This is a genomic window from Streptomyces sp. NPDC033136 (assembly GCF_055578235.1).
Genome location: NZ_JBVIPD010000016.1, coordinates 62,391 through 87,468, shown reverse-complemented (window position 1 = coordinate 87,468; position 25,078 = coordinate 62,391). Strand labels below are relative to the sequence as shown.

General features: G+C 71.6%; 21 protein-coding genes and 1 pseudogene. 11 read left to right on the top strand and 11 right to left on the bottom strand.

The features are described from left to right. Nucleotides 1-25 precede the first annotated feature (25 nt). Together ACZ5TL_RS26725 and hpnR are read right to left on the bottom strand one after the other, a co-directional pair. On the bottom strand, nucleotides 26-3,088 hold the full coding sequence (locus ACZ5TL_RS26725) for an FAD-binding and (Fe-S)-binding domain-containing protein (RefSeq protein ID WP_468592901.1): 3,063 nt from the start codon (nucleotides 3,086-3,088) through the stop codon (nucleotides 26-28). Between the two features lie 378 nt (nucleotides 3,089-3,466). Continuing rightward, entirely contained in the window at nucleotides 3,467-4,960 is a 1,494-nt protein-coding gene (gene hpnR, locus ACZ5TL_RS26720; RefSeq protein ID WP_468592900.1) for a hopanoid C-3 methylase HpnR, read from the bottom strand. A 730-nt stretch (nucleotides 4,961-5,690) separates the two neighbouring features. Between hpnR and ACZ5TL_RS26715 the strand changes: the two genes are divergently transcribed. The 4 genes from ACZ5TL_RS26715 (at nucleotide 5,691) to ACZ5TL_RS26700 (ending at nucleotide 7,654) form a co-directional block, all read left to right on the top strand. Continuing rightward, nucleotides 5,691-6,248: a copper chaperone PCu(A)C gene (locus ACZ5TL_RS26715; RefSeq protein ID WP_468592898.1), complete on the top strand. Its 558-nt coding sequence runs from the start codon at nucleotides 5,691-5,693 to the stop codon at nucleotides 6,246-6,248. A gap of 250 nt (nucleotides 6,249-6,498) precedes the next feature. Next, nucleotides 6,499-6,645: a hypothetical protein gene (locus ACZ5TL_RS26710; RefSeq protein WP_468592896.1), complete on the top strand. Its 147-nt coding sequence runs from the start codon at nucleotides 6,499-6,501 to the stop codon at nucleotides 6,643-6,645. Then, nucleotides 6,642-7,214, top strand: coding sequence for a PRC-barrel domain-containing protein (locus tag ACZ5TL_RS26705; protein WP_468592894.1), 573 nt, complete (start codon nucleotides 6,642-6,644; stop codon nucleotides 7,212-7,214). Before ACZ5TL_RS26710 ends, ACZ5TL_RS26705 begins: the two co-directional genes overlap by 4 nt. After that, nucleotides 7,214-7,654 (top strand): PRC-barrel domain-containing protein, encoded by a 441-nt coding sequence (locus tag ACZ5TL_RS26700; RefSeq protein ID WP_468592892.1) that lies wholly within the window; start codon nucleotides 7,214-7,216, stop codon nucleotides 7,652-7,654. Before ACZ5TL_RS26705 ends, ACZ5TL_RS26700 begins: the two co-directional genes overlap by 1 nt. 48 nt (nucleotides 7,655-7,702) lie before the next feature. Here the strand turns inward: ACZ5TL_RS26700 and ACZ5TL_RS26695 are convergent, their stop codons facing one another. After that, nucleotides 7,703-8,848 (bottom strand): site-2 protease family protein, encoded by a 1,146-nt coding sequence (locus ACZ5TL_RS26695; RefSeq protein ID WP_468592891.1) that lies wholly within the window; start codon nucleotides 8,846-8,848, stop codon nucleotides 7,703-7,705. 566 nt (nucleotides 8,849-9,414) lie between these two features. On the opposite strand from ACZ5TL_RS26695, the gene ACZ5TL_RS26690 reads away from it, so the two are divergent. Beyond that, complete coding sequence (locus tag ACZ5TL_RS26690; protein ID WP_468592890.1) at nucleotides 9,415-9,825, top strand: four-helix bundle copper-binding protein; 411 nt, start codon at nucleotides 9,415-9,417, stop codon at nucleotides 9,823-9,825. A gap of 258 nt (nucleotides 9,826-10,083) precedes the next feature. Beyond that, nucleotides 10,084-10,356: a hypothetical protein gene (locus ACZ5TL_RS26685; protein ID WP_468592889.1), complete on the top strand. Its 273-nt coding sequence runs from the start codon at nucleotides 10,084-10,086 to the stop codon at nucleotides 10,354-10,356. A 66-nt stretch (nucleotides 10,357-10,422) separates the two neighbouring features. Here ACZ5TL_RS26685 and ACZ5TL_RS26680 read toward each other — a convergent pair whose 3' ends face one another. Then, nucleotides 10,423-10,644, bottom strand: a complete 222-nt coding sequence (locus tag ACZ5TL_RS26680) for a hypothetical protein (protein WP_468592888.1) — start codon at nucleotides 10,642-10,644, stop codon at nucleotides 10,423-10,425. Between the two features lie 344 nt (nucleotides 10,645-10,988). Here ACZ5TL_RS26680 and ACZ5TL_RS26675 point away from each other — a divergent pair, with 344 nt between their 5' ends. The 3 genes and pseudogenes from ACZ5TL_RS26675 (at nucleotide 10,989) to ACZ5TL_RS26665 (ending at nucleotide 15,283) form a co-directional block, all read left to right on the top strand. Further along, nucleotides 10,989-12,677 carry a chloride channel protein gene (locus ACZ5TL_RS26675; RefSeq protein WP_468593008.1) on the top strand — a complete coding sequence of 563 codons (1,689 nt, stop codon included), beginning with the start codon at nucleotides 10,989-10,991 and terminating at the stop codon, nucleotides 12,675-12,677. Nucleotides 12,678-12,919: 242 nt separating this feature from the next. Beyond that, nucleotides 12,920-13,192, top strand: a pseudogene (locus ACZ5TL_RS26670) (DUF475 domain-containing protein); the annotation flags it as partial. Nucleotides 13,193-13,396: 204 nt separating this feature from the next. Then, a complete protein-coding gene (locus ACZ5TL_RS26665; RefSeq protein WP_468592886.1) occupies nucleotides 13,397-15,283 on the top strand; it encodes an AMP-dependent synthetase/ligase in 1,887 nt (628 codons plus the stop codon). Nucleotides 15,284-15,320: 37 nt separating this feature from the next. Here ACZ5TL_RS26665 and ACZ5TL_RS26660 read toward each other — a convergent pair whose 3' ends face one another. From ACZ5TL_RS26660 to ACZ5TL_RS26630, 7 genes are all read right to left on the bottom strand, one after another. Next, on the bottom strand, nucleotides 15,321-16,484 hold the full coding sequence (locus tag ACZ5TL_RS26660; protein WP_468592885.1) for an FAD-dependent oxidoreductase: 1,164 nt from the start codon (nucleotides 16,482-16,484) through the stop codon (nucleotides 15,321-15,323). Between the two features lie 23 nt (nucleotides 16,485-16,507). After that, nucleotides 16,508-18,184: a radical SAM protein gene (locus ACZ5TL_RS26655; RefSeq protein WP_468592884.1), complete on the bottom strand. Its 1,677-nt coding sequence runs from the start codon at nucleotides 18,182-18,184 to the stop codon at nucleotides 16,508-16,510. 69 nt (nucleotides 18,185-18,253) lie between these two features. Continuing rightward, nucleotides 18,254-18,982 carry a TIGR04283 family arsenosugar biosynthesis glycosyltransferase gene (locus tag ACZ5TL_RS26650; protein ID WP_468592883.1) on the bottom strand — a complete coding sequence of 243 codons (729 nt, stop codon included), beginning with the start codon at nucleotides 18,980-18,982 and terminating at the stop codon, nucleotides 18,254-18,256. Between the two features lie 100 nt (nucleotides 18,983-19,082). Next, entirely contained in the window at nucleotides 19,083-19,871 is a 789-nt protein-coding gene (locus ACZ5TL_RS26645) for an MTAP family purine nucleoside phosphorylase (protein ID WP_468592881.1), read from the bottom strand. Nucleotides 19,872-19,874: 3 nt separating this feature from the next. Then, entirely contained in the window at nucleotides 19,875-21,344 is a 1,470-nt protein-coding gene (locus tag ACZ5TL_RS26640; RefSeq protein ID WP_468592880.1) for a radical SAM domain-containing protein, read from the bottom strand. Next, nucleotides 21,344-21,802 carry a MauE/DoxX family redox-associated membrane protein gene (locus ACZ5TL_RS26635; protein ID WP_468592878.1) on the bottom strand — a complete coding sequence of 153 codons (459 nt, stop codon included), beginning with the start codon at nucleotides 21,800-21,802 and terminating at the stop codon, nucleotides 21,344-21,346. The genes ACZ5TL_RS26640 and ACZ5TL_RS26635 overlap by 1 nt, the downstream gene beginning before the upstream one ends. Then, nucleotides 21,799-23,208 (bottom strand): dihydrolipoyl dehydrogenase family protein, encoded by a 1,410-nt coding sequence (locus ACZ5TL_RS26630; RefSeq protein WP_468592877.1) that lies wholly within the window; start codon nucleotides 23,206-23,208, stop codon nucleotides 21,799-21,801. Before ACZ5TL_RS26630 ends, ACZ5TL_RS26635 begins: the two co-directional genes overlap by 4 nt. A 291-nt stretch (nucleotides 23,209-23,499) precedes the next feature. Here ACZ5TL_RS26630 and ACZ5TL_RS26625 point away from each other — a divergent pair, with 291 nt between their 5' ends. Beyond that, nucleotides 23,500-24,282, top strand: coding sequence for a class I SAM-dependent methyltransferase (locus ACZ5TL_RS26625; protein WP_468592875.1), 783 nt, complete (start codon nucleotides 23,500-23,502; stop codon nucleotides 24,280-24,282). Then, the gene (locus tag ACZ5TL_RS26620; RefSeq protein ID WP_468592874.1) at nucleotides 24,279-25,028 is read left to right on the top strand and encodes a TVP38/TMEM64 family protein; all 750 of its coding nucleotides are present in this window, start codon (nucleotides 24,279-24,281) and stop codon (nucleotides 25,026-25,028) included. Before ACZ5TL_RS26625 ends, ACZ5TL_RS26620 begins: the two co-directional genes overlap by 4 nt. Nucleotides 25,029-25,078: the final 50 nt, after the last annotated feature.

The window sequence follows — 25,078 nt, the reverse complement described above, 5'->3', positions numbered from 1 at the left end:
TCGCGTCACCGGCGACGGTGTGCTCCTACCCGCGTAGGCGTCGGCGCCATGCCCTCGCCAGCACTGTCAGCCCTGCGACGGCCGCACCGGCCGCAGCCGGCCGAAGCAGAGCCCGTGGTCCGGGTGACGCGGGGCGCTCAGGCTCGGCCTCATCGCCCCGCAGGGCCGCCGCCAAGATCTCGGCCAGGTGCAGCGGAGTGCGTCCGGTGCCGGCCTGGTCGACCTGCGTACGGCAGCTGAAGCCGTCCGCGAGAACCGGCGTCGCGTCGTCCGCCTCCCGCACGGCGGGCAGCAGCCCGGCCTCGGCGCAGGCCATGGACACGTCGTAGTGGCCCTTCTCGAAGCCGAAGTTGCCGGCCAGTCCGCAACAGCCGGCGTCCAGCACGTCGGCGTCGACCCCCGCGCGTTCGAGAACCTTCCGGTCGGCTTCGAAGCCCATGATCGCGTGCTGGTGGCAGTGCCGCTGGACCACCGCGCGGGCGTCGACAGCCGGTGGCTGCCAGTCCTCGGCGCGTTCGACGAGGAGTTCGGCCAGGGTCCGGGTCTGCTTGCGCAGGCGTTCCACATCCGGGTCCTCGGGCAGCAGTTCGGCCGCGTCCGCGCGGAAGACGGCCGTGCAACTGGGCTCGAGGCCCACCACGGGTGTGCCCCGGCGCAGGTCATCGCGCAGCACGTCGAGGGTGTGGCCCAGGACCCGCTTGGCGACGTTCAACTGCCCGGTGGAAATCCAGGTCAGGCCGCAGCACACCGCCGTGTCGGGCACTGTGACGCGGAACCCCGCCGCTTCCAGGACCTCCACGGCAGCCCGGCCGATCGCCGGGTGGAAGTGGTCGGTGAAGGTGTCGGGCCACACCACGACCTCGCCGCGATGCCCCGTGCCGCGCGGCCCGCCGCGCTCGCGCCACCACTGGGTGAAGCGCTGTTCGGCGAAGACGGGCACGTCCCGTTCGAGTGCGACGCCGCCGAGCGCCTTGGCCGCGCGGGCGGCCCAGGGCACGGAGGCCAGCGCGTTGACGGTACGCGGGGCGAACGAGACGGCGCGGGCCACCGCCGGCAGCCAGCCCATCGAATAGTGCGCGAGGGGCCGCAACCGGCCCTTGTAGTGGTGATGCAGGAACTCCGCCTTGTACGTGGCCATGTCGACGTTGACCGGACAGTCCGTCTTGCAGCCCTTGCAGGCCAGGCAGAGGTCGAGTGCGTCGTGCACCTCGGGGGACCGCCAGCCGTCCGCGACCGGCGAGTCGTCGCCGCCTCGCACCATCTCGAACAGCAGCCGCGCCCGGCCCCGGGTGGAGTGCTCCTCCTCGCGGGTGGCCCGGTAACTCGGGCACATCACACCGCCCTCCAGGGAACGGCACTTCCCGACGCCTACACAGCGAGCTGCGGCCTTGCTGAACTTTCCGTCGTCGTGGGGGAAGGAGAAGACGGTCTCCGGCTCCCAGGGCCGATGGCCGGCGCCCAGCCGCAGGTTCTCGTCGAGCCCGTACGGCAGGACGACCTTGCCGGGGTTCATCCGGTTGCCGGGGTCGAACAGTCCTTTCAGCCGCTGGAACGCCTCGATCAGTTCGGTAGCGAACATCCTCACCAGCAGCTCGCCCCGCGCCTGGCCGTCCCCGTGCTCGCCGGACAGCGATCCGCCGTAGGAGACCACCAGGTCGGCCGCCCTCTCGACGAACGCCCGCATCCGGGCGACGCCCTCTTCGGACGCCAGGTCGAAGGGGACGCGGGTGTGGACGCAGCCATGGCCGAAGTGCCCGTACACGGAAGGGTGTCCGTAGTCGAACTCCTCGTACAGCTGCTTGAGGTCGCGCAGGTAGTCGCCGAGTCGCTCCACCGGCACCGCTGAGTCCTCCCAGCCCGGCCAGGTGTCGGGCTCGCCGGGGACATGGGCGGTGGCGCCGAGGCCGGACTCCCGCACCAGCCACAGCTCGTGGACGTGCTGCTCGTCGTCGTACCAGGTGTGGTCGACGTCGTCGGGCCTGGCGTCGATCAGCGACTTGGCCCTGGTCCTGACCTCTTCTCGCGTGTCACCGGTGAACTGCACCATCAGGTACGCCCGCCCGTCGGGCAGTTGCTCCAGCGCCTGCGCGTTGAGGTGTTTCACCCGCTGGAAGTGGACCAGCTGGTGATCGACGCCCTCCAGGGCGGCCGGCCCGTGCCGCAGAACGGCCGGCACATGGTCGGCCGCGGCGCAGATGTCCTGGTAGCCGAGCACCACCAGAGCGGTGTGCCTGGGCACGGGCACGAGTTCCAGTTCCGCGTGCAGGACGGTGGCCAGCGTGGACTCGGAGCCGGTGAGCAGTCCGGCGACGTCGAAGCCCTGTTCGGGAAGCAGCGAGTCGAGGTTGTAGCCCGACACCCGCCGCGGGATGTCGGGGTAGCGCTCGCGCACGAGGTCGGCGTACCGGTCCCGCAGGGCCACCAGACCCCGGTACAGCTCCGCCCGGCGCCCCTCAGCAGTGATCAGGTCGTCCAACTCGGCGTCGTCGGTCCTGCCGGCCCATATCCGCAGACCGTCGTAGGTGAGGATCTCGAGGCGGTGCAGGTTGTCGACGACCTTGCCGTACGCCTGGGCCGTCGATCCGCAGGAGTTGTTGCCGATCATCCCCCCGATGGTGCAGTTCGGGTGGGTGGCCGGCCTGGGCCCGTACTGCAGACCGTACTCGGACAACTGCCGGTTCAGGTCGTCCAGGACGATGCCCGGCTCGACCACGCAGCGCCGGTTCTCCGGGTCCACCGACACCAGTCGATTGCAGTACTTGCTCCAGTCCAGGACCACCGCGGTGTTGCAGCACTCCCCCGCCAGACTGGTGCCACCGCCCCGGGACAGCAACGGTGCCCCGTGCTCCCGGCACACCGCCACCGCTTCCTGGGCCGCCTCCACCGTCCGCGGAAGGACCACTCCGACGGGCACCTGCCGGTAGTTCGAAGCATCCGTCGAGTACGCCGCACACGTGCCGGTGTCGAACCGGACCTCACCGTCCACCCGCGCTCGCAGATCTCGTTCGAGGGCATCGGTGTCGATGTCGGCACCGTCGTCGGCCACCGGACGGCGAGCCACGGGCATGGGCAATTCGACCGGACGCATGCACCATCCTCCACTGCACAATCGACGGACATGGGCATCCGCGCCGCCGCGTCCCGGCAGGGGCTGACGACCAGGGCGGGACTCACCGGGCGATGACGTCTTCCCCAGGGCCCATGACGTGGTCCTTCCTCATTCGTGGTCACACGGCATTCGTGGTCACACGGCCCTGACTGGGTATCCCCGCCCCTTCACGCCCAAACAGAAGGCAGGGCCCTCCACTCACACGCCCCGCGCCGTGCGCGTCACCGCGTGGCGAGGACACGATTCGATTCCGCGAACGGGGCGGATCTGATGTTCTGAGGCACGAGGCGGCTACGCGGGTGTCGTCACCGCCCCGAAGAGCAGGGGCGCCCAGTGCCCGCTGGTCACCGGCACCGGCTATTCCGCCTGTTTGGCGCCGGATCGGCCGCCTGGGCGGGTGTGGACGTACAGCTTGCGGCGGTCACCGACGTCCAGATGCTGTGGAATCGGGAACTCGTAGCGCACGGGGCGGCGGTGGTCGGCCAACTGCCGTACGGGGTTGTAGACACGGTTGAACTTCCACAGCATGCGGGCGAAGTTGGTCTGGCCTCGGGCGAGGTTGCCGCCCAGGATGCGCAGGGCGCCCGCCGCGGTCCGCAGTCCCAGGTGCTTGCGGTTGATGATCGCCTGGGTCTTCACCAGTTCGCGGTAGAAGGCGTCCAGGGGCAAGGCGGTGGGCACCACGGCGTGCTGGATGTCGAACAGCCGGTAGTCACGGGTGGTGAGCCTGCGGGATTCGGTGTGCCAGATCTCCGTTCCCGGGTAAGGCGTCATCACCGTCAGGTGCACGATCTCCGGGACGGCCAGGGCGAAGTCCCGGACGACGCGGAAGCGTTCCTCGTCCCACGCCGGGTCCACGATGAGGTTGATCGCCACGTTGATGCCGAGCCTGCGTGCCACCTCCAGGGCCCGGAAGTTGTCGTCGGGGCTGACCCGCTTGCGGTACAGGTCCAGTCCCTCGGCGTCGATGGCCTCCATGCCGAGGAACATGTACTTCAGACCGAGCCGGGTCCAGCGCCGGAAGACCTCTTCGTTGCGCAGCAGGACGTCGCTGCGGGTCTCCAGGTAGTAGTGCTTGCGGATCCTGCGGCGTTCCAGTTCGGCGGCGATGGCGTGCCCGTGTTCCGGGCGGATGAAGGCGACATCGTCGACGATGAACACGTTCGGCTCCCGGATGCCCGCCATCTCGGCACCGGCCGCCTCGGGGGAGGCTTTGCGGTAGCTGCGGCCGTAGAAGGTCCAGGCGGAGCAGAAGGAGCAGTCCCACGGGCAGCCCCGGGTGAACTCGATCGACGCGCACGGGTCCAGTTCCCCGATGAAGTACCTGCGCCGGTGGCGCGTCAGGTCACGCGCCGGCAGAGGACTGTCGATGCTGTGCAGCATCCGTGGCTCGGGCCCGCGGCCCGCCGGCGTGACGACCCCGGGGACCCCCTCCACCCCGCCGTCACGCACCGCTTCCAGCAGCGGTACCACGGCCGTTTCCCCTTCGCCGCGGACCACCGCGTCCACGGCCCCTTCGGCCTGGGCGAGCACCTCTTCCGCCACGAAGGACACGCTGTGCCCGCCGAAGAAGACGAAACAGTCGGGGGCGGTGCGCTTGGCCGCGTGGGCGAGATGGATCGCCTCGGGGATGTTGGCCAGGTAGTTCAGGGACACACCGAGGGCGTCGGGGCGGAAGGAGGTGAACTCGCGGGCCAGTTCCTTCACGCCGGCCACCTGAAGATCCACGATCCTCACCTCGTGGCCGGCGTCGCGGGCCGCGCCGGCCACCCGCTCCAGACCGAGGGGCTCCAGGCGCAGGAAGATCTCCGAGTACATCAGGGCGCTGGGGTGGACGAGAAGCAGGCGCATGGTCACCTCGGTGAAGGGGACGGGAGGACCGCCGGCCGGTAGCGGCCAGGGGGGTGCACGGGAGAGCGGGCCGGAGCCACAGGCCGCCGAAAGGCCGAGGGGGCGGTTCCCCCTCGATCAGCGTTCACAGCCGTTCACCAGCCCGGCTGCGGCCATGGTTTTGCACGTCAGTGAACCGAAGGCCGGCAACGCGGTGACCGCCGCTGTCTCCGGGGCGCCACGGAGGACGAACACCGGGCCGTACGCCTCGCGGACGGGGTGACCGCGCACGCCGCCCCGCGTCCCGCCGTCGCCCTCGGGCAGGTACGGAATCCGCGAGAGCAGCGATCCGGGTTCGCCCCGATGCGCCGCAGATCACCCGGCCCGGAACCTGGGCCTCGAGGCTTGGAAGGATGACCGCTCCGGGCCCCTTGGCGTCGGTCTCGGCCATACCTCTCCCTCGTACGTGGGACAGCACCTCCATCCTGGCGGCCGTCCGTCACCGATGTCCTGCCCGGGCGCCCGGACGGGTGAGCGGCCCGTCGGCACGGGCACTCGTCACGCTTGCGGGCCGACGTCCCGGACGGTGCGGCGGCGGTGGGGTGGGCGGTGCTGGTGCGCTCCCTGGTGAAGGGACCGCCCTGCGGTCAGTCCCTCGCCCGGCCCAAGGAGTGACGTCCGACGACGGCAGGCGGGCATGCGTTACGGAGGCGCCGCGTGCGCTGCCAGAACACTTCAGGAACGAGGCGGCATGAACGTGTGGACAAGGACATCGGGGCCGTGGCGAAGGGCGGTCGTCTTCCTCATGGCGGGCTGCCTCGCGGCGATGTGGGGAGCGACGGGATGCGGCAGTACGGAGAACGGGTACAACCCGCCGGGTGCCAACGCCCGTGTCGGACCGGTCCTGATCCGTTACGCGCACATCGCCGAACCCTCTGACGGCCCGTGGGAACCGGGCGACGACGCACCCTTCTACCTCTGGCTGTTCAACCAGGGACAACGCGAGGACAGGCTGCTGGGCGCGGAGACGACCGCCGCACGCTCCGTGGACATCGTGAGCTCGGACGGCACGCCACGAGGCCCGGTCGGACTGCCCACCGGGAATCTCGTCGAACTGGAGGAAGGGCGCGCCCACCTGCTGCTCAGGGACCTGCGTCAGCAGATCCGGGGCGGGGACTACGTGTGGGTCACCCTGCGCTTCGAACGAGCCGGCGAGGTCGCGCTGCAGGTGCACTCCCAGATCCCCACCTACGTCGACGACGACGCCACCGACGCACCGGGACTGACATCTCCCTCACCGGCCGAATGAGCCCACGAGGCAGGGACCGCGGGCAACGGGTTCGCGCTCACCCACCGAAGTTCCCGTGCCACCTGGGGAAGGTCTCATTCGGGCGGCGATGTCCCCGTCCTGGCCAGGCGCTCCGCCCCGTCCCGTCATCCCGGTACCTCACAGAGCCCGGCCCCACCTCACCTCTTCCGGTCGACAGCCGAGCGCCGGAGGACGGACCCTGAAGAGAGGACGTACGGCGACGGTTCGTTGAGTAAAGGGGGCCACGGCGATGGAATGGTGGATCTGGCTCATCATCGCTCTCGCGATCCTCCTGGCTGTCGGCGTCTTCGTGCTGTCACTGCAGGCACGGCGCCGCTCCGGCGGTGTCATAGCCCAGGGCCGCCGGCCTCGGCAGGGAGAAGGGCGGAAGCCGTGACCGTCTACATGCGAGCCAGCGCGATCACGAAGAAGCCAGTGGTCACCCTGGCGGGGGAAGACCTCGGGCAGGTCAAGGACCTCGTCTTCGACCCCTCGACGGGCAGCATCCGATGCTTCACCCTCTCAGGCCGCGGCCTGCTGGCGGGGCCCCTGCACCGTGCCCTGCTGTGGGAGAAGGTCCATGCCCTGGGGCCGCACGCGGTCATGGTGCGCGACGAGAGCACGCTGGAGGAGGACGACACGGCCGCCCGGTCGGGCGCGAAGGAGCCGGGCGGCGGAAACGTGCTGGGTGTGGCCGTCGTGACCCGCGGGGGCGCCCGTCTGGGTACCATCACCGACGCCATCGTCGGGATGGGAAGAACACCGGTGGTGGCGGGCTACGAGATAGAAACCGCTGAGCAACGCCGCGTCCTGCTGCCGGTGCCGGGACCGGTCACCGTCTCCGGCGAACGGGTCCTTGTGCCGGACGCCACCGCACAGCACAGCGCGGGTGACCTGGGAGGGTTCGGTGCCGCCGCGGAGAGCCTGCGCAACCGTCTCGAGCACGACCCGCAGGAGGGCCGCTGATGCTGTTCACCCAGGCCCGGGACAGGGCCGTCATGGACCTCGCGACAGCCGAGACGGTCGGGACGGTCTCCGCGTGCACGGTCGCACCGTCACCAGCGCGGATCTCCGGACTGCGCCTGAGGACCGAGGGCCGCGGACACCGCACCCTGGACTGGAACAACGTCCAGTCGTTCGGCCCGGACGCTGTCGCCGTCGAAGAGGCAGGCCTCATCCGCGACGAGAAGAACATCGACCCCGCCGACCACGCCCACGCGGCACACGACCCCATCGGGAAACCCCTGCTGACCGAAACGGGTCTCGACAAGGGCACCGTGCACGATGTCGAGTTCGACGAGCGCTCAGGACGCATCGGCTACCTGCTGACCGACGAAGAGCAGATCCCCGGCGACCAGCTCCTCGGAGTGGGCAGCTACGCGGTTGTCGTCGCCGCCCCGCAATAGGAGAAACCGCAGGCTTCCTGGTCCTGCTTCGCTTGACGTCCGGTTCGCTCACAGGGTCCGGCCCCGCCAGACGGACGAGGAGCTCAGCCAGGAGGTGACCCGGCTGATGTCCGAGGACGTGACGATCCCGACCAGGCGGCTGCCTTCCAGGACGAGGGCGCGGTGGGCGGAGCTGGCCTGCAGCTCGGGCACCAGCCGGGCCAGCGGGTCGTCGGGACGGGGGGTCGGCAGGTCCTCGACCGGCGTCATCACGCGGGTGACGGGGGTGGACGCGCGCTCGGTCTCCGGGACCGAGTCGGCGCCCTTGAGGGTGACCAGGCCGGCCGCGGCGTCCCCGTCGTCGACGACGGGAAAGGCCGAGTGACGGTAGCGATACCGCGGGTCGGCGAGGAACTCGCCGACGGTCGTGGTGGCCGGGACACTCACCGGATCGGTCGTCATCGCGTCTCTCACCGGGATTCCGCCCAGCAGTTCACGCAGTCGTGCCTGGCCGCCTTCCATCGTTGCCATCGCGAGGACGAACCAGCCGATGACCACCAGCCAGACCCCGCTGAAGAGGGCCCCGACGAGGACGAGGTACAAGCCGAGACCGACCAGCGCCCACCCCAGCAGCCGGCCCGCGCCCGTGGCCACGACGGTGGCGCGCAGCGGACTGCCGGTCTTCCACCACACGATCGCTCGTAGCAGCCGGCCCCCGTCGAGCGGCGCGGCGGGCAGGGTGTTGAAGACGGCCAGCAGGATGTTGATCCCCGCCAGCCAGGCCAGCGCCGCCACCATGAGCCCGGCGTCGGACACCCCGCCCAGCAGCCCGGCCGCCAGAGCGAACACCCCGCCGAGCAGCAGGCTGACCAGCGGGCCTACGCCGGCGATACGCAGTTCCGCTCCCGGGGTGGACGCCTCGCTCTTGAGCCGGGCGACCCCTCCGAGGAGCCACAGGGTGATGTCGTCCACGGCCACACCGTTGCGACGGGCCACGACGGCGTGGCTGACCTCATGAGCCAGCAGCGACAGCAGGAAGACCACCGCGGTCAGCGATGAGGCCGACCAGTACTGCCATGCCGGGCGATCCGGATGATCCTCCGGGAAGCGGCCCTGAGCCAGCCCTACCAGGATCAAGACGAAAATGACCAGGACGCTCCAGTGCACGCCTACCCGAACACCGGCCAGGCGGCCCAGGGAGAACGTAGCCCGCACGGCAGCCACCTCACTCGTCCAGCCCTGGGGGGCGCCGCCGGGTGACGCCGACCACCGAGGAGACGAGGTTCCGCCATCACATCGGGCAGGCGCCCACGGCCAGGGACCGGCGTACGCGCATCGACATCCGCGGTCGACAGCGGTGGGGTGCCACCCGGGCACGAGGGGGAGGTGGACTGCCACCACTGCTTCCCCCCGGCCCGGATGGCCCTGTCCATCCCAGGTCACCCTCCCGCCAGGGACGAAACCTCAGCGGACCTCAGCGAGCGAAGGGGAGCACAGGCCCTCGGCCCGCGACCAGCATGAGAGGTAGCAGGATGTGGAGGCGACTCGCGTCGGCGGGGCGGGCCGTCTTGCCCCAGGTTCCTGGGGCGACCGCCTTCCAGCAGGACCGGTCACGACCGTCCGCACGGCGTTCCTGGGGTTGTCCTCGGCGTCTGGCCGCCTCATCGCGGTCCAGCGCTGGGGCGGTGGTCCGGAGCGGGTTTGTCCGCACCCCGCACGTGTTACTCGCACACTCGTCCAAGCCCTCCGTCTTGGACGACACCACAACGCTGGAGGTCCCCATGACCACTGCCGTGAAGGACATGCTCGACACCTACCCCGCCGACCTGGGCCAGGTGGACCGCGAGAAGCTCGCCCGCTGCATCGAGGAGTGCATCGCCTGTGCCCAGGCATGTACCGCGTGCGCGGACGCCTGCATGTCGGAGGAGATGGTCAGCGAGCTGACCAAGTGCATTCGCACCAACGCGGACTGCGCCGACATCTGCAACGCCACGGCCTCGGTGCTCTCCCGCCACACCGGTTACGACGCCAACGTCACCCGGGCGATCCTCCAGGCGTGCGCCACCGTCTGCGAAGCCTGCGGTGACGAGTGTCAGCGCCACGCCGACCAGCACGACCACTGCCGCGTCTGCGCCGAGGCATGCCGCCGCTGCGAACAGGCATGCAACGAGCTGATCACCGCTCTGGGCTGACGCGTGCAGAAGTGACCAGGCTGACCAGCGGCCTCGGCCAGCGATACGCAGCCCGCCGGAGGGGCTGCGTCTGTGTACTGCCCTGAGCCGGGCCGGTCCCGTCCCGCAGCCACAGGGTGACGTCGGCACAGGAACCCTCGGCACGCCCGGCGCCCCGCATTCCCGCGCGCCGTCGTTGTGTTCCGGGCAGGACTGAGGGGTACACGGTCAGCCTCCAGCGAGTACCACGAGTACCAGGGCAACGACTCCGTCGAGGAGATGAGCCAGATGATCGTCCTCGGATTGCTCCTCCTGGCAGCCACAGGGGCCTTCACCGGCCTGGTGATCGCCGACAACCTCTCCGGCGGGCCCGAGTACACCGTGTCCGTACTCGGCCAGGACATCGCCACCATGAACGCGCTGGCCATCTTCTGCTCCGGCCTGGCCCTCGCACTGATCTTCGCCCTGGGACTCAGCACGGCAAGCACAGCCGTCCATCGCCACCGCAAGCACCCTCGCTACACGACTCCCCCTGGCACCCCCGACCACTGACGTAGAGGGCCGTCCGGCCGCCACGCGGAGGAACCGGCGAACCGACCGGGGCCGTTACCCACGCGCTCACCGCACTGAGCGTTCCAAAGCACCCCGGTGATCGGAAACCCACTGACAGGCCGCCTGGACTTGCCTCACCGTCCGTGCGTCACGGAGCCGGATCATGGCGGCGTCACCCGCATCGGCCTGGGTCTCGATGCCCCGCCGGCACCGGTCCTGCCACCACAGGATGGTGGACACGAGACGTTGCCGGTCCGCCAACTCGTAGCTGTCGACGATCAGCCTCATGCGTCGGGCCACCTCGTCGACGTCGGTGACCGAAGGGCCCAGAGAGGTCCGCGTCCGGCCCGCTCGGCCAGGACCTCCTCCGCCCTGGTCACGCGCAGGGCTCCGCCCTGGTCACGGAAGCCCGACGAGCGCGTCCGCATGCGGGCGGGAGACCGGTGGTGTCAGCCGGTCACCCCCGCGCACCGGCACCCCTGACATGTTTTGCATACTGCAAACGTGAGGAAGGGGAAGCAATGAGCGCCATCCCGGCATCCGAGGACGGGAAGCCCGCAGCCGCTGCCGCGACGTCCGTCCCCGCGTCTTCGCGGGGGTTCGCGGGCCTGCTCTCCCCGTCCTGGGGCCTGATGGCACTGGCCTTGGTGATCGGCGCCGGAGCCGGTGCGGGCTCGATCGTCTTCCGGTGGTGCATCTCGGCCTTCACGCACCTCTTCACCGGTCACGCCGACTACGCCGCCACCCCTGGCGCCCCCCATCCGCACCTGCCCTGGCTGGGCCCGTACTTCGTGCTGCTCGCACCGGTGGTCGGCGGCCTGCTGTACGGGCCGCTGGTCAATCGGTTCGCCAAAGAGGCGCGCGGGCACGGGGTACCGGAGGTGATGCTGGCGGTCGCGCAGCGCGGCGGGCGGATCAGCCCCAAGGTCGCGGTGGTGAAGACGCTGGCCTCCGCACTGACCATCGGCTCGGGCGGCTCGGTGGGCCGGGAGGGGCCGATCGTGCAGATCGGCTCGGCGCTCGGCTCGACGCTGGGTCACGTGACCAAGGCGGCCGAGGGCCGGATGAAGCTCCTGGTCGCCTGCGGCGCGGCGGGCGGCATCGCTGCGACCTTCAACGCCCCGCTGGCCGGGGTGTTCTTCGCCATGGAGCTGATCCTGGGCACCTTCAGCGTCGAGGCGTTCGGAGCGACGGTGCTGGCCAGTGTCACCGCGAGCGTGATCGGGCGGGCCGCCTTCGGTGACGTGGCGTTCCTCGATCTGCCGGACTTCCGCGTCGAGCACCTCGTCCAGTACGGCCTGTTCGCTCTGCTCGGCATCGCCGCCGCTGTGGTCGGAGTGGGCTTCTCCCGGTTTCTGTACCTGGTCGAGGACGCCTGCGACTGGCTCTGGCGCGGCCCTGAGTGGCTGCGCCCGGCAGTCGGCGGGCTGGCGCTCGGCCTGGTGCTGCTGGCCCTGCCGGAGATGTACGGCGTCGGCTACCCGGTGCTGCAGAAGGCCACCGAAGGCGGCTACGCGATCGGTTTCCTGCTGGTGCTCCTGGTCGGCAAGATGCTGGCGACCAGCCTGACCATCGGTATCGGCGGCTCGGGCGGGGTGTTCGCGCCCAGCCTGTTCGTCGGGGCGATGCTCGGTACGGCCTACGGCACCGGCGTCCACGACCTGCTGCCCGGCACGGCCGGCGCGGTGGGCGCCTACGCGCTGGTCGGCATGGGCGCCGTCTTCGCCGGAGCGTCCCACGCACCGATCACCGCGGTGGTCATCCTCTTCGAACTCACCGGCGAGTACGCGATCATCCTGCCGCTGATGCTGGCGATCGTCCTGTCCACAGCGGTCAGTCGCCTCCTGTCGGCGGACACCGTCTACACGCTCAAGCTACGCCGCCGCGGCGTCGACCTCGACGGCCCTGCCCGCGGCGCGCGGATCGGCGCCCAGCGCGTCGGCACCGTCATGGAACCGCTGCCGGCCCCCCTGCCCTCGTCCACGGAGCTCCAGGACGCCGCAGATCTGCTGAGCCTGTCCGCGCACGCTGCGCTCCCCGTGGTGGACGACGCCGGAGACTACGTCGGGATCGTCACCGCCCAAGCGGTCGCCGAGGCACTCGCGGAACAGCCGGAGACGGCGCCCTCACGGGTCGGCCGGCTCGCCGAGACACCCCCGCTCGTCACCATGGACCAGTCCCTCGCGCAGGCCCTGCATGCGCTGCTCTCGGCTCCGGGCACCGGAGTGCCGGTCCTCGACTCGGCGCAGGGCAAGCCGATCGGCTGGCTCAGTCACCACAGCGCACTGCGCGCGGTCCACGCCGCGGCCGCCCCGCGATGACGTCTCGCCCCTGCCCGATCCGCCGTCCACGTCACCGGGTTCGACCAGCGCTCCGTCGCCTTGGACATCACCGCCCCCTGCGCGCGGGCTGGAAGCTCACTCTCCGCAGAGTGCGCGGGTCGAGGCGCGAGCGGACTTGCGCGACCCTCACCGGCGGCACCTCGCCCGGTGACCGGGACGACGGGAGCGCGTTCGGTCCGGGCTGGTGACCGGCTGGGCGCGAGCGGCGTCCGCGCAGGCGGTTTGTCCGCTCCCTCACCGTCTACCTGGTCCGCCAGGGCACCCTCGACGACTACGTCTACCTGGAGCACGGCGCCCACTACGCCATCGGTGCCCTCGCCACGATCCTGCTGATCACCATCCAGCACCAGATCAGCGAGATCATCACCGGCCTGATCGGCGTCGTCCTGATCGCCGCGTCCTTCCTCGCCTCCGTCCGCCGCAACAAGGCGCTCGCGGCGGAGGGACGGGGCGCTGCCGCGGACGACAGGACAAAGGTCCCATCCGGGGCGTGACCAGCCGGCGGACTGGTCGGCCCTTTCCGCTGCCGGGTGCCGTGAAAGGTCCGGGGGCGTGGGAGGGCGGAGGGGACGCACGCGTTCATCCCCCCGCCCTCCTCCCTTACGTACCGGAGGTTTTGCCTCTAGTCTCACTCTGCTTACGAGTTACCGGCCAGTTAACAACTCTTTGGATGGGCGCACCCGGGCCCGGAGGTAGATGTGAGTTCCGCGCAGTCAGTTCTTGGCAACCGCCCCGTTTCGGTGGCGCACCTCTTCCTCTCGAGAGTCGAGGCCACACCCGACCGGGAGGCCTACCGCTATCCAGCGGCGGCCGGCGACGGTGCTTCGGGAACCGAGCAGTGGCACTCTCTGACCTGGGCGCAGACCGCCGAGCGGGTCAAGATGATCGCGGCCGGGCTTCTCGCGCTCGGGGTGCGGCCCGAGGAGCGGGTGGCGATCTCCTCCTCCACCCGCGTGGAGTGGATCCTGGCCGACATGGGCGTCATGTGCGCGGGCGCCGCCGCCACCGCCGTCTACCCCAGCACCGACGCCGACGAGACGGCGTACATCCTCGCCGACTCCGGCAGCCGGGCGATCTTCGTCGAGAACGACGCCCAGCTGGCCAAGGTGGTCTCCGAGACCGACCGCCTGCCCGGCCTCCGCCACGCGATCCTCTTCGATCCCGGAGCCGACGCGGATCCCGTGGAAGGGCTGGAGGTCCTGTCTCTCGCCGAGTTGGAGAAGCGCGGCACCGCGTACCTGGAGGAGCACCCTGACGCCGTCGAGGCGGCGGTCCGCGCGATCGAGCGGGAGCAGCTCGCGACCCTCATCTACACCTCCGGCACGACCGGCCGCCCGAAGGGCGTGCGCCTGGTCCACGACTGCTGGTCGTACCAGGGCGTCGCCCAGGAGGTCAGCGGGCTGCTGCGCCCCGAGGACGTGCAGTTCCTCTGGCTGCCGCTGTCCCACGTCTTCGGCAAGGCCCTGATCTCCGGCCAGATCAGGACCGGACACGTAATGGCCGTGGACGGGCGCGTCGACCGCATCATCACCAACCTGCCCGCCGTCCGGCCCACCGTGATGGCGTCCGCACCGCGGATCTTCGAGAAGGTCTACAACGGCATCGCGAGCAGGGCGAGGGCCGAAGGCGGCGCCAAGTACAAGATCTTCCTCTGGGCGGCGCAGGTCGCCCGCGACTACGCCAGGGCACAACAGGACGCCGTGGCGGCGGGGGGGAGCAGCCGGGTGCCCTTGTGGCTCTCCGTGCGGCACGCCCTCGCCGACCGGCTGGTGTACCGCAAGATCCGCGCGGCCTTCGGAGGCAATCTGCGCGGCAGCGTCTCGGGCAGCGCCGCCCTCGCCCCCGACATCGGCTACTTCTTCGCCGGGGCCGGCGTGCCCGTCCTCGAGGGCTACGGCCTGACCGAGACCAGCGCCGCCTGCACCGTCAACCCCGCCGACGACCTCCGCGTGGGCACGGTCGGCAAGCCCCTGCCCGGGACCGAGGTCCGCATCGCGGAGGACGGCGAGATCCTCCTCAGAGGCCCCGGAGTCATGCGCGGCTACCACAATCTTCCGGAGAAGACCGCCGAGGTGCTGGAGAGCGACGGCTGGTTCCACACCGGCGACATCGGCGAGGTCGACAAGGACGGCTTCGTGCGGATCACGGACCGCAAGAAGGACCTGTTCAAGACCTCGGGTGGCAAGTACGTGGCCCCCACGGAGATCGAGGGGCGTTTCAAAGCCGTCTGCCCGTTCGTCAGCAACATCCTGGTCATCGGCAACGGCCGCAACTTCTGCACCGCCCTGATCGCCCTCGACGAGACCGTCATCATGGAGTGGGCGGCATCCCACGGCCTCGGCGGCCGCAGCTACCCGGAGGTCGTCTCGTCACCGCAGGTCCACGAGTTGATCGACGGCTTCGTCCAGCGCGTCAACGGTGATCTGCAGCGGTGGCAGACCATCAAGAAGTTCTCGGTGCTGCCGCGTGACCTCGACGTGGAGCACGGTGAGCTCACCCCGAGCCTCAAGGTCAAACGGCCTGTCGTGGAGCGCGAGTACGCCGAGGCCATCGAGGCCATGTACGAGGGTTCCCGCGAAGCCTGAGCTCCATGGGTCCCGGCCGCCACCGGCCGGGACCCGGCTACAGCGCCTCCGCCACAACCCCGGCGAGCTGGTCGATCTGCTCGTAACCGGTGCGCAGCAGGAAGGTGTTGAGGCGGCCGTAGGACTTGGCGCCGAGGATGAAGAAGTGCGGTTCGGGATTGCGCAGGGCGTCGATGCCGACGGACGGCTGGGCGAGGCAGTCCCCGCCCGCTGAGCCGAGGAGGGCGGCGGAGAGGCTCATGGGGGCGCCGGTGGCGTAGCACTCGTGGACCTGCAACTGCCGGTAGAGGGAAGCGTCGCCGGTGTATCCGGTCAGCGCCACGACGTGGTCGCACACGACCTCGCGCGGGCCGTCGGCGGTGGCGAGGGTGACGCGCACCCGGTCGCCGGCGGGTCGCAGGGCCTGGACGTGGGCGCCGGTGTGGACGGTGACGCGGTCGTGGGCGCCGTCGGCGAGGGCCAGGGAGGTGTCGACGAGCTGCTGGCGGCCGGGCAGTGTGTCGTCGGGTATGGCGCCCCAGTCGGGTGCGGGGCTGCGAACCGCCCACTCGACGCGGGTGCCGGGCAGGGCGGCGAGGTCGTGGGCGGCGGTCTGGGCGGATTTGCCGGCGCCGACGAGCAGGACGGTTCCCGTCCAGCGGCCGGGCGCGCCGGTGTCGGGGAGGGTGCGGGTGACGCGGTCGGCGAGCGCGCGTTCGCCGACGGCGGGGATGCCGCCGGGGCCCAGGGTGTTGGGGTGGGAGTAGGTGCCGGTGCAGTCCAGGACGGCGTCCGCCTCGGCGATGTCCTCGCCGCCGGGGGTGTCCAGCAGGAGGGTGAAGCGGGCGGCGGCTCGGGTGCCGGTGCCGATCTGCTCGTGCTTGAGCAGGCCGGTGCGGGCGATGGCTGCGACCCGGGTGCGGTGCCGGATGCGGCCTTCGAGGGCGGGCAGGGCGGCGACGGGTTCGAGCAGGCGGTTCACCAGTTCGGCCCCGGTGGGGCAGTCGTCCCCGGTCGGGGCGTGCGGCAGGTGGGCCCGCATCCGCCGGGAGGCGTTGAGGTCCCACGGGGTGAAGAGCCGGACGTGGCCCCAGGCCCGCACATGGGCGGCCGCGGCGTCCCCGGCCTCGTAGACGGTGAACGGCCGTCCGGCGTCGGCGCAGGCGAGGGCGGCGTCCAGGCCGACGGGCCCGGCGCCGAGGATGGCGACATGTCGCTGCATGGTGAACTCCCTTTCCGTACGGGTCAGATGGCGCAGTGGACGGGGCGGGGCAGGGTGCCGTCGGTGAGGCGGGCGGTGAAGAACCGCTCGGTGACCAGCTGTTGGCCCGTGGTGAGCGGGGTGCCGGCCGGGGCGAGGTGCAGGTCGGGGCTGGTGATGAGGTCGGCTCCGGCCGGGTGCCAGTGCAGTCCGTCGGCGGTGACGGTCAGTTCGGGGATGCTGGAGTCCTCGCCGATCTCGACACCGGTTTCGGCGAAGCCGCGGCGCAGCAGCGGGCGTACGGCGAAGTGGTCGGCGGGCAGGCCGAGTTGGGCCAGCAGCTCGGCGACCGCGGGGACCTCGTGCGTGTTCTCCGGGGTCTCGGTGAGGGCGACGCGCGGGGGCAGGCCGAGGTCGATCAGGTGGCGTATGCCGTCGAGAGTGCGCTGCCAGGAGCCGGAGCCGCGGTGGAGGTCGTGGGTGGCGGCGGTGGCGCCGTCCAGCGAAGTCTGGACGGTGAGCTTGCGGTCGGCCAGCTCGGCGAGACCGTCGGCGCGGCGGCCGCGCAGCAGCATCGCGTTGGTCATCACGACGGTGGGCAGATCGGCGGAGGCGTGGTCGAGGAGGCCGACGATGTCCGGGTGCAGGAAGGGCTCGCCGCCGGTGAGGTACAGCTCGGTGAACCCGGCCTGTACGGCCTCGTCGACGAGGGCGCGGAAGGTGCCGGTGGGCAGGGCGCGGGGAGCCGCCTTCGGGGAGGAGGCAACCGCGCAGTAGTCGCAGGCCAGGTTGCAGTGGAAGTTGGTGTAGATCCACAGCCGGGACGGGAAGTAGGGGGTGCCGAACAGCGGGACCACCGGCCGGTCGTCTGCCGGCGCCTCGGGCGTGGCATCGCCCCAGCCGTCGTCCGCCGGACGGAAGCCGGAGGGCAGGGTGGAGCGGTAGAGGTGGTAGCGGCCCCGGGAGCGCTCGCGCGGCGGCAGGATCTCCAGGCAGGTGGTCCACCAGCCGGTCTCGATGGTCTCGGCGAAGATCTCGGGGAGTCCGGCGGCGCGCATCGAGCGGGCTTGGGCCTGCCAGTCGTACGCGAGCGGGACCAGCTCGGCGGTGACGTGCCCGTCGGACAGGTCGAGGATGGCGTACCAGACCTCGCGGCGGCCGTCGTTGGCGGGTTTGCCGAGCACCCCGACGTTGACGGCGAGGGTGCCGCCGACGCGTCGCTGCCAGGGCAGTCCGCTGTGGGTGCACAGGACGACGTCGGCCCCGGACGCCTCCGCTCGCAGGCGGTGCTGGTCCTCGGGGAGCGACTCCCACCAGAAGTCGTTCAGGGCCAGGGTCGAGCCGTGGACCATGTGGACGTCGACGCCGTCGACGATCTCCCGGCGCTCGGTGGGCAGGGTGCCCATCCAGGCGGCGAAGTCGCGGCCGGTGGTGGCGAGCGTGTGGTCGTAGACGATCTGGGCGTACTCGTTGTCCTTCGGGTCGCGGTAGCCGCAGCCGCAGTCGGTGTCGCCGCGGGCGATGGCCACGTCGTAGTTCCCGGCGACGCACTCGATGCCGTTGGCGGTGAGGATCGGCCACAGCGCGTTCACGTCGGCGCCGAATCCGCCGAGATCGCCCAGGCAGAAGAGCCGTTCGGCGCCTCGGGCGCGGGCGTCGTCGACGAAGGCCTGGAGGGCGTACGGATTGCCGTAGGGCCCTCCGCAGACTGCGATGCGCATGACGTCGGTCTCCAATGGTCGAAGGAGTCGAAGGAGTCGAAGGGAGGGGGGAGAGGAGAGGGGCGTCGTTCAGGTGCGGCCGGTGCGTGCCGCTGCCGGGCGTCGGTGCGCGAGGAGGCGGGGGCCCGCGGTGTAGCGGACGCGGATGGCTTTGGGGTCGACGCCGGCGAAGTACAGCAGCTTCAGGTACTGCATGAAGGCGATCATGCGCCAGGTCCCGTGGGCGACCAGGCGGCGTGAGGAGGCCGTCGAGGTGGCGGGCAGCAGGCACAGCCGGCCGCGGCGGTGCAGGCGCCGCGACATCTCCAGGTCCTCCATGATGGCCAGGTCGGGGAAGCCGCCGAGGGCGTCGAAGACTGCGCGGCGGATGAACATGGCCTGGTCGCCGAAGATGTGGTGGAGGCGGCGGGCGCGGGCGTTGGACGTCCACGCGAGATAGTTCAGGCCGGGTGTCCTGCGGTCGAAGCGGAGGGTGAGGCCGCCTCCGACCACGGCCGGGTCGGCGAGTGCGTCCAGGATCTGGTCCAGGGCGTCGGGGTCGATGGCGGTGTCGGCGTGGACGAACCAGAGGATGTCGCCGGAGGCATGCCGGGCGCCCTCGTTCATCTGCCTGGCCCGGCCGCGCTCACTGGTGATCACGGTGGCGTGGCGGGCGGCGAGTTCGGCGGTGGCGTCGGTGGAGCCGCCGTCCACGACGATCAGTTCGCAGTCGGGGAAGTCGTGGCACAAGCGGCTCACCGCGGTGTGGATCGCGGCCTCCTCGTTGAGTACCGGGACGATGATCGACACCTGTGTCATGGCGTCTCCACGGGCTGGAGCAGGGCGACGATCGGTGCGGGGAGGGCCGGGTCCGGCGCCAGGATCGTGGGGATGCCCATGCCCTGGTGGGCGGTGGCGCTCACGTGTCGAACCGGTAGACGAAACCGGCCCCGCTCACGCCGTCCAGGGACGGCAGCGCGTGCCCGGCCAGCGTGGCGAAGACCTCCTTGCTCGCCGCCATGCGCTCCAGCAACGCCTGCACCGGTTCCGGTTCGGCGGCGACGCCGTTGGCGTGATCGGTGACGAAACCGACCAGCGCCATGGGCAGTTCGGCCTCCCCGGCCAGGACGACCTCCGGGCCCGCGGTCTGGCTGATCGCGCTCACCCCGGCCGCGGCCAGCGCGGCGACCTCCGCTCGTGAGTTGAACCGGGGGCCGTCGACGTGTCCGTACACACCCCGCGTGGCGACCGGTACCCCGGTCTTCTCGGCGGCGGTGATCAGCGCCTGGCGCAGCGGCTCGCTGAACGGCCGGTCGAAGATCCAGTGGCCTCGGCCTGCCGCGCCGGGTGTGTCGTACCAGGTGCAGGGGGTGCCGTCGGGCAGCCGGTTGGCGGGGAAGTACAGGTCGTCGAAGACCACCAGGGAGCCCGGCGCCAGGTCCGGGTCGAGGGAGCCGCAGACGGTGAAGGACACCACGGCGTCCGTGTCGCGGGCCAGCAGGGCGGCGAGGTTCGCCTTGTGGTCGACCTGGCTGGAGAGCCGGTGGTGACCGGCGCCGTGCCGGGACAACTGCACGATCTCCGCGTCCCCGAGGCGTCCCTCGGTGACGTTGACCTCGCCGTGGTCCGTGGTGACGGTCAGCTCCGCCGCCCCCTCCAGGTGGGGCCAGTCGTAGCTGCCCGAGCCGGTGATCACGCCTATGCGCATGGACTACTTCTCCTTCGGTTCCTGTGGTTCGTTCGATTCCTGTGGTTCCTTCGGTGACGTGCTGGCCGAGCGGCGGGCCGGGGCGCGGACCTCGACGACCGGCAGGAGGGTGCGCAATGCCGCGTTCTCCGCCGGGCCGAGGACGGCGTGCTGCACGCAGGCGGGGACGAGGGTGCCGTTCTCGGGGTGGGCCATGGCGTAGTGGCAGGCGGCCAGCCGCTCCTGGGTCTCGCGCAGCCGGGGCTCCGCGGCCCGCTCGCCGCGCTGCGTCATCTCCCAGGCCGGGGCGACGACGTCGGCGTCCATGAACTGGTGCATGACGAACGTGACCAGGCGCACCCGCATCCGGTGGCGGGCCAGCCGCAGCGGTCCGACGCGGCGGATCGTGCGGGCCAGCCAGCGCAGCGCCGTCACAGCGGTGGACGGGTGGCGGACCACCACCCGCAGGATCCTGACCGCGAGGAGAGCGGGCGGGGTGCCGGTGAAGGTCACCTTCCCGAACCAGCGGAAGAACGCGTCGCGTACGGCGAGGTCGCGCGGGTCGGCGCCGTCGAGGAACGGGTACCAGTGCCGGCAGACGTAGAAGCCGTAGGCGGTGCGGTTGCAGCGCACATCGCCGTTCTCGAAGACCCTGTAGTCGAGCCGGGCTCCGGCGCCGCGCTCGATCTCCGCCCACACCCCGTCCGGGGTCACCTCGCGGAACTTCTCCTTCCAGCGGCGCTCGTCGCCGAGGAAGGCGGCGGGCTGGAAGGAGAACATGCCGTAGCCCATGGCGTGGCAGTCGCGGATCACGCCCGCGACCTCGTCGAGATTGCCCGGAGTGACGGTCATGTTGTGGGCGAGGAAGAACCGCACCCCGTGCTCGCGCCGCAAACGGCGGAACATGACGGCGAACCGGGCGCGGTACGGGTTCAACGACCGCTCGTTCGGGGGGCGTTCGATGCCGCGCCGGCCGTACATGAACTGGTCGAAGTGCGCGGCGAAGGACAGCCGCCCGAACCGCCGTGTGCCGTCCGGGCCCAGGGCGAGGCGGGTCAGATAGTCGTAGTCGAAGTCGCCGTGGGTGAAGCTCATCGGTTCCCGGCCGTGGTCCCGCATGATCGCGAGAGCGGCGGCGTGGTCGTCGGGGGCGAGCAGGCTCACCTCGCCGCCGATGAGCTGGGTGTGGGCACGTGGTCCCCGCAGCTCACGCAGCAGGCGCATCTGGGCGGTGACCTGTTCGCGGGTGTGCGGGCCGTCGACGCGTACCTGGTTGGCGTCCCGGGAGTGGTAGCAGGGGGTGCACTTGAGGTCGCACTGGGGGAAGACGCCGTGGGTGCCCTCGCAGCCGACGCCGTGCCGGCCGAGGGTCTGGCCGGGGGTCCTTGCGGCCTCGGGGAGTTCCGCCCAGCGGCGTTCCATGGCCGCGGCGAACTCAGGGTCGTAGGGGCGGGTGGCCCGTTCGAGGGCGCGCAGTTTCGCGATGATCCGCATCAGTGGCTCTCCTGCCGGGTCCGAGCTGCACGAGCCGTGGCGGGCGACGAGGCGGGCCGGGCCCGGTGCAGTCCGCGCCACAGCAGCCAGGCGTACAGCAGCATCAGGGCGTCCTCGACGAGGACGTACCAGCGCAGCGGCTGGGCGAGGTAGGTGCCGAAGCAGCCGCAGTTGTCGAGAGCGGGTCCGCGGGCGAACGCCTGGGCGGCCAGCACCGACCACACCACCGCGACGCCGGTGTACAGCCATACGGGCGTGGTGGCGCGGGAGCGGGGCCGGGCGAGGAACCAGACGGCCGTCACAGCCTCGGCGCTGATCAAGGCCACGGCCAGGGCGGTCGAGGCCGCGCCGGACGTCACCCCGTAGGCGGACAGGATGGCGGGCATCGCGTCGAACGAAGCGGCCTGGCCGAGCGCCATCGCCGCGAGGAGTAGGCCCAGGACGAGACGCAGGATCACCGGATCACCCCTCTGCGGAGTTTCAGCAGCGCGCCGATCGCGCCGCTGCCCCGGGCCAAACGGGCGTAGACGTCGGCCAGCGCCGTGTGCCAGGGCCCGTCGGCGTAGGTGGGATAGGGGTGGACGGTGCGGGCGTAGTCGGAGGGCGTCCAGCCCAGGCGCACCGCCGCCGCCGGATGGGCAATGGTCTCCCCCGCCCTCGGCGACACCACCGTGGCCCCGACGATCTTCCCGCGCGGGCCCAGCACCAGGGTCGTGAAGCCCTCGGTGCGGCCGTCGGCGACCGCCCGGTCGACCCGGTCGTTGTCCAGCGTGTGGACGCGTGCGGCGGCGCCGTACTTCTCGCGCGCCTCGTCGGCGGTGAGGCCGACGCGGGCGATCTCCGGATCGGTGAACGTCACCCGGGGCACCGCCCGGTAGTCGATGGGGCGGCGTACACCGAGGAGGGCGTCGGTGGCGGCGGCTCCGCCCTGCGTGCCGCCCAGGTGGGTGAAGGCCGAACGGCCGGTCACGTCACCGGCGGCGTAGATCCGGTGGTTGGTGGTGCGCAGCCGGCCGTCGGTACGGACATCACCGCTGTCGGTCAGCTCGACACCGGCCTCTTCCAGACCGAGCCCCCGGGTGTTGGCGCGGCGGCCGGTGACGGCCAGCAGCGCGTCGTACGGGAGAGGGCCTCCGGGACCGTGTACGGCACCACCGTCGACTCGCTCGGCGCGGTAGCCGGTCCGTACGGTGATGCCCTCGGCCTCCAGACGCTCCCGCAGTACCCGCGAGGCGCGCGGTTCCTCACGGGGCACCAGGCGGTCCATCGCCTCCACGAGGGTGACCCGCGAGCCGAGCCGGGCGAACGCCTGGCCCAGCTCGCAGCCGACCGGACCGCCGCCCAGCACCACCAGGCGGCGCGGGAGTTCGGACAGCTCCCAGACGGTGTCGCTGGTCAGCGGCCCGGCCTCGGCCAGGCCGGGGACCGGCGCCAGGGCCGGCGAGGAGCCCGTCGCGATCAGGGCGTACCGGAAGGAGACCTCCCGCTCGCCCGCGGTCAGGGTTCCCGGGCCGGTGAAGGACGCCGTGCCGTGCGCGACGTCGACTCCGTACGGGGCGAGCGCGTCGGCCGAGTCGTGGGGTTCGATCGCGCCGATCGCCCGTTTCACCTCCGCCATGGCCGCCGCGAGGTCGGCCGGGCCGGACACCGGCGGGAGCCCGTAGGCAGTGGCGCGGCGGGCCGCCTGGACATCGGCGGCGACGTGCAGCAGCGCCTTGCTCGGTACGCACCCCGTCCACAGGCAGTCCCCGCCCAGCCGGTCCCGCTCGACGAGCAGCGTGCGGGCGCCGAAACGCCCGGCGGTTCGGGCCGCGGTCAGCCCGGCGCTTCCGCCGCCGATGACCACCAGGTCGTACCTGCTCATGCTGTGGGCTCTCTCCGGTCGGTGCGCGGTCGTCGGACGTGAGGGAAACCCGGCGACACACCCAGGGCCTTCCCTCTCCCGGTCCCACGATCACGGCCGGGAAGGCCGGCCCACGTCATCCCTCCACCTCCGGCGTGTCCGAGACGGAATGCGGGACCGGCCGGGCAGGGTTCCCGACGGCAAGGGCAGGGGCGAGCAGTTCCCCAAGGGCAGGGGCGAGCAGTTCCCCACGGGGGGAAATCCCCCCACGGCGAGCAGTCCCCCACGGGCGCGCAGAGAGGCAAGGGCCGGATGGACGAACCGGACTGGCGGCGTTTCATCTCCGCCTACCACCAGGCGCACCCCGGTATCACCGAGCAACTGTTCTCCCTGGCCGACGCCTCCCCCTACGCCTGGCTGGCCGAACCGCTGCGCGGCCTCGAGGGCACGGTCCTCGACCTGGCCTGCGGCTCGGCCCCCACCCGCGATGAGCTCCCGGACGCCGACTGGGTCGGGATCGACCTGTCGGTGGCAGAACTCGCCGAAGCGGCGCGGCGCGGACGGGGGCCGCTGGTCCGCGCCGGAGCGGACGCGCTCCCGGCCGCCTCCGCGAGCGTCGGGGCCGTCTGCGCGGCGATGTGCCTGCCGGTGGTCACGCCCTTGCCGCGGGTGCTCGGGGAGATCCGGCGCGTGCTGCGGCCCGGAGGGACGCTCACGGCGCTGGTGCCCTCCCAGTCCGGGCTCTCCCCGTCCGGCGCGCTCGGCTGGCTCCGGGTGATGACGGCCCTGCGCGCCGTACGGCAACCGTGGCCCAACCCGCAGGCCCGCGACGGACTGGCCGCCCTGCTGCACACAGCGGGCTTCCGTGTCCGCGCCGACGAGCGACGCGTCTTCGCCCTCGCCATCGACTCGGCCGAGCCGGCGGCCCTGCTGGCCGACGCCCTGTACCTGCCCGGACTGACACATCACCGCGCCGAGGCCGCCAAGCGCTCCCTGGCGCGGTGGGCGGCCTCGGGACGACGCCTGGAACTGCCGCTGCGCCGCGTGGTGGCCGACCTTCCCACCGGACAACCACCGTCGCAGGAGCCGATATGAACCGCCCGGCAGACCCCTTCCCCGCAGCCGAGCACCTGCCGTCCGACGCGGCCCCGGACCGGGCGGCGGCGCGGTCGGCGCGCGCGGCGTGGATACGGCTGGCCGTCCTCGTCGTCCTCCTGGCGGCGCTCGGCTTCTGGGTGGCGACGGGGGGCGCGGACCTGTTGCGCGAGGTGCGCCAGTGGGTGGACTCGCTCGGCCTGTGGGGGCCGGTGGTCTTCGCGGTCTGCTACGCCCTGGCCGTGACGGCGCTGCTGCCCGGCTCGGTACTGACCGCGTCCGCGGGGGCACTGTTCGGGCTGCCGCTGGGGGCCGGCACCGTACTTGTGGGGGCGACGGCGGGTGCGGCCCTGTCGTTCGGCCTCGCCCGCTGGCTGGGGCGTCCGGTGGTGGCCCGCTACGCCGGATCGGGGCGGCTGGCCCGGCTGGACGCCTATCTGACGCGCCGCGGGTTCGTAGCCGTCCTGGTCCTGCGGCTGGTGCCGCTGTTCCCCTTCTCGGTGATCAACTACGGGGCGGGGGTGGCCGGTGTCCGCTTCTCCTCCTACGTGACCGCCACGGCCCTGGGCATCGTCCCGGGCACGGTCGTCTACACGGGGCTCGGCGGGTCCCTGGGCGACCCCGCGTCTCCTGGGCTGTGGATCGCGCTGGGCGGTCTGCTGCTGCTGAGCGCGGGCGGCTGGTGGGTGGCACGGCTGGTCCGCTCCCGCAGCGCCGAGGTCAGCGCGACTGCCGGTGGTCAGTAACCGACCACCGGCTGCCGGCAGCCGGTAGCCGGTAGCCGGCAGCCGGCAGC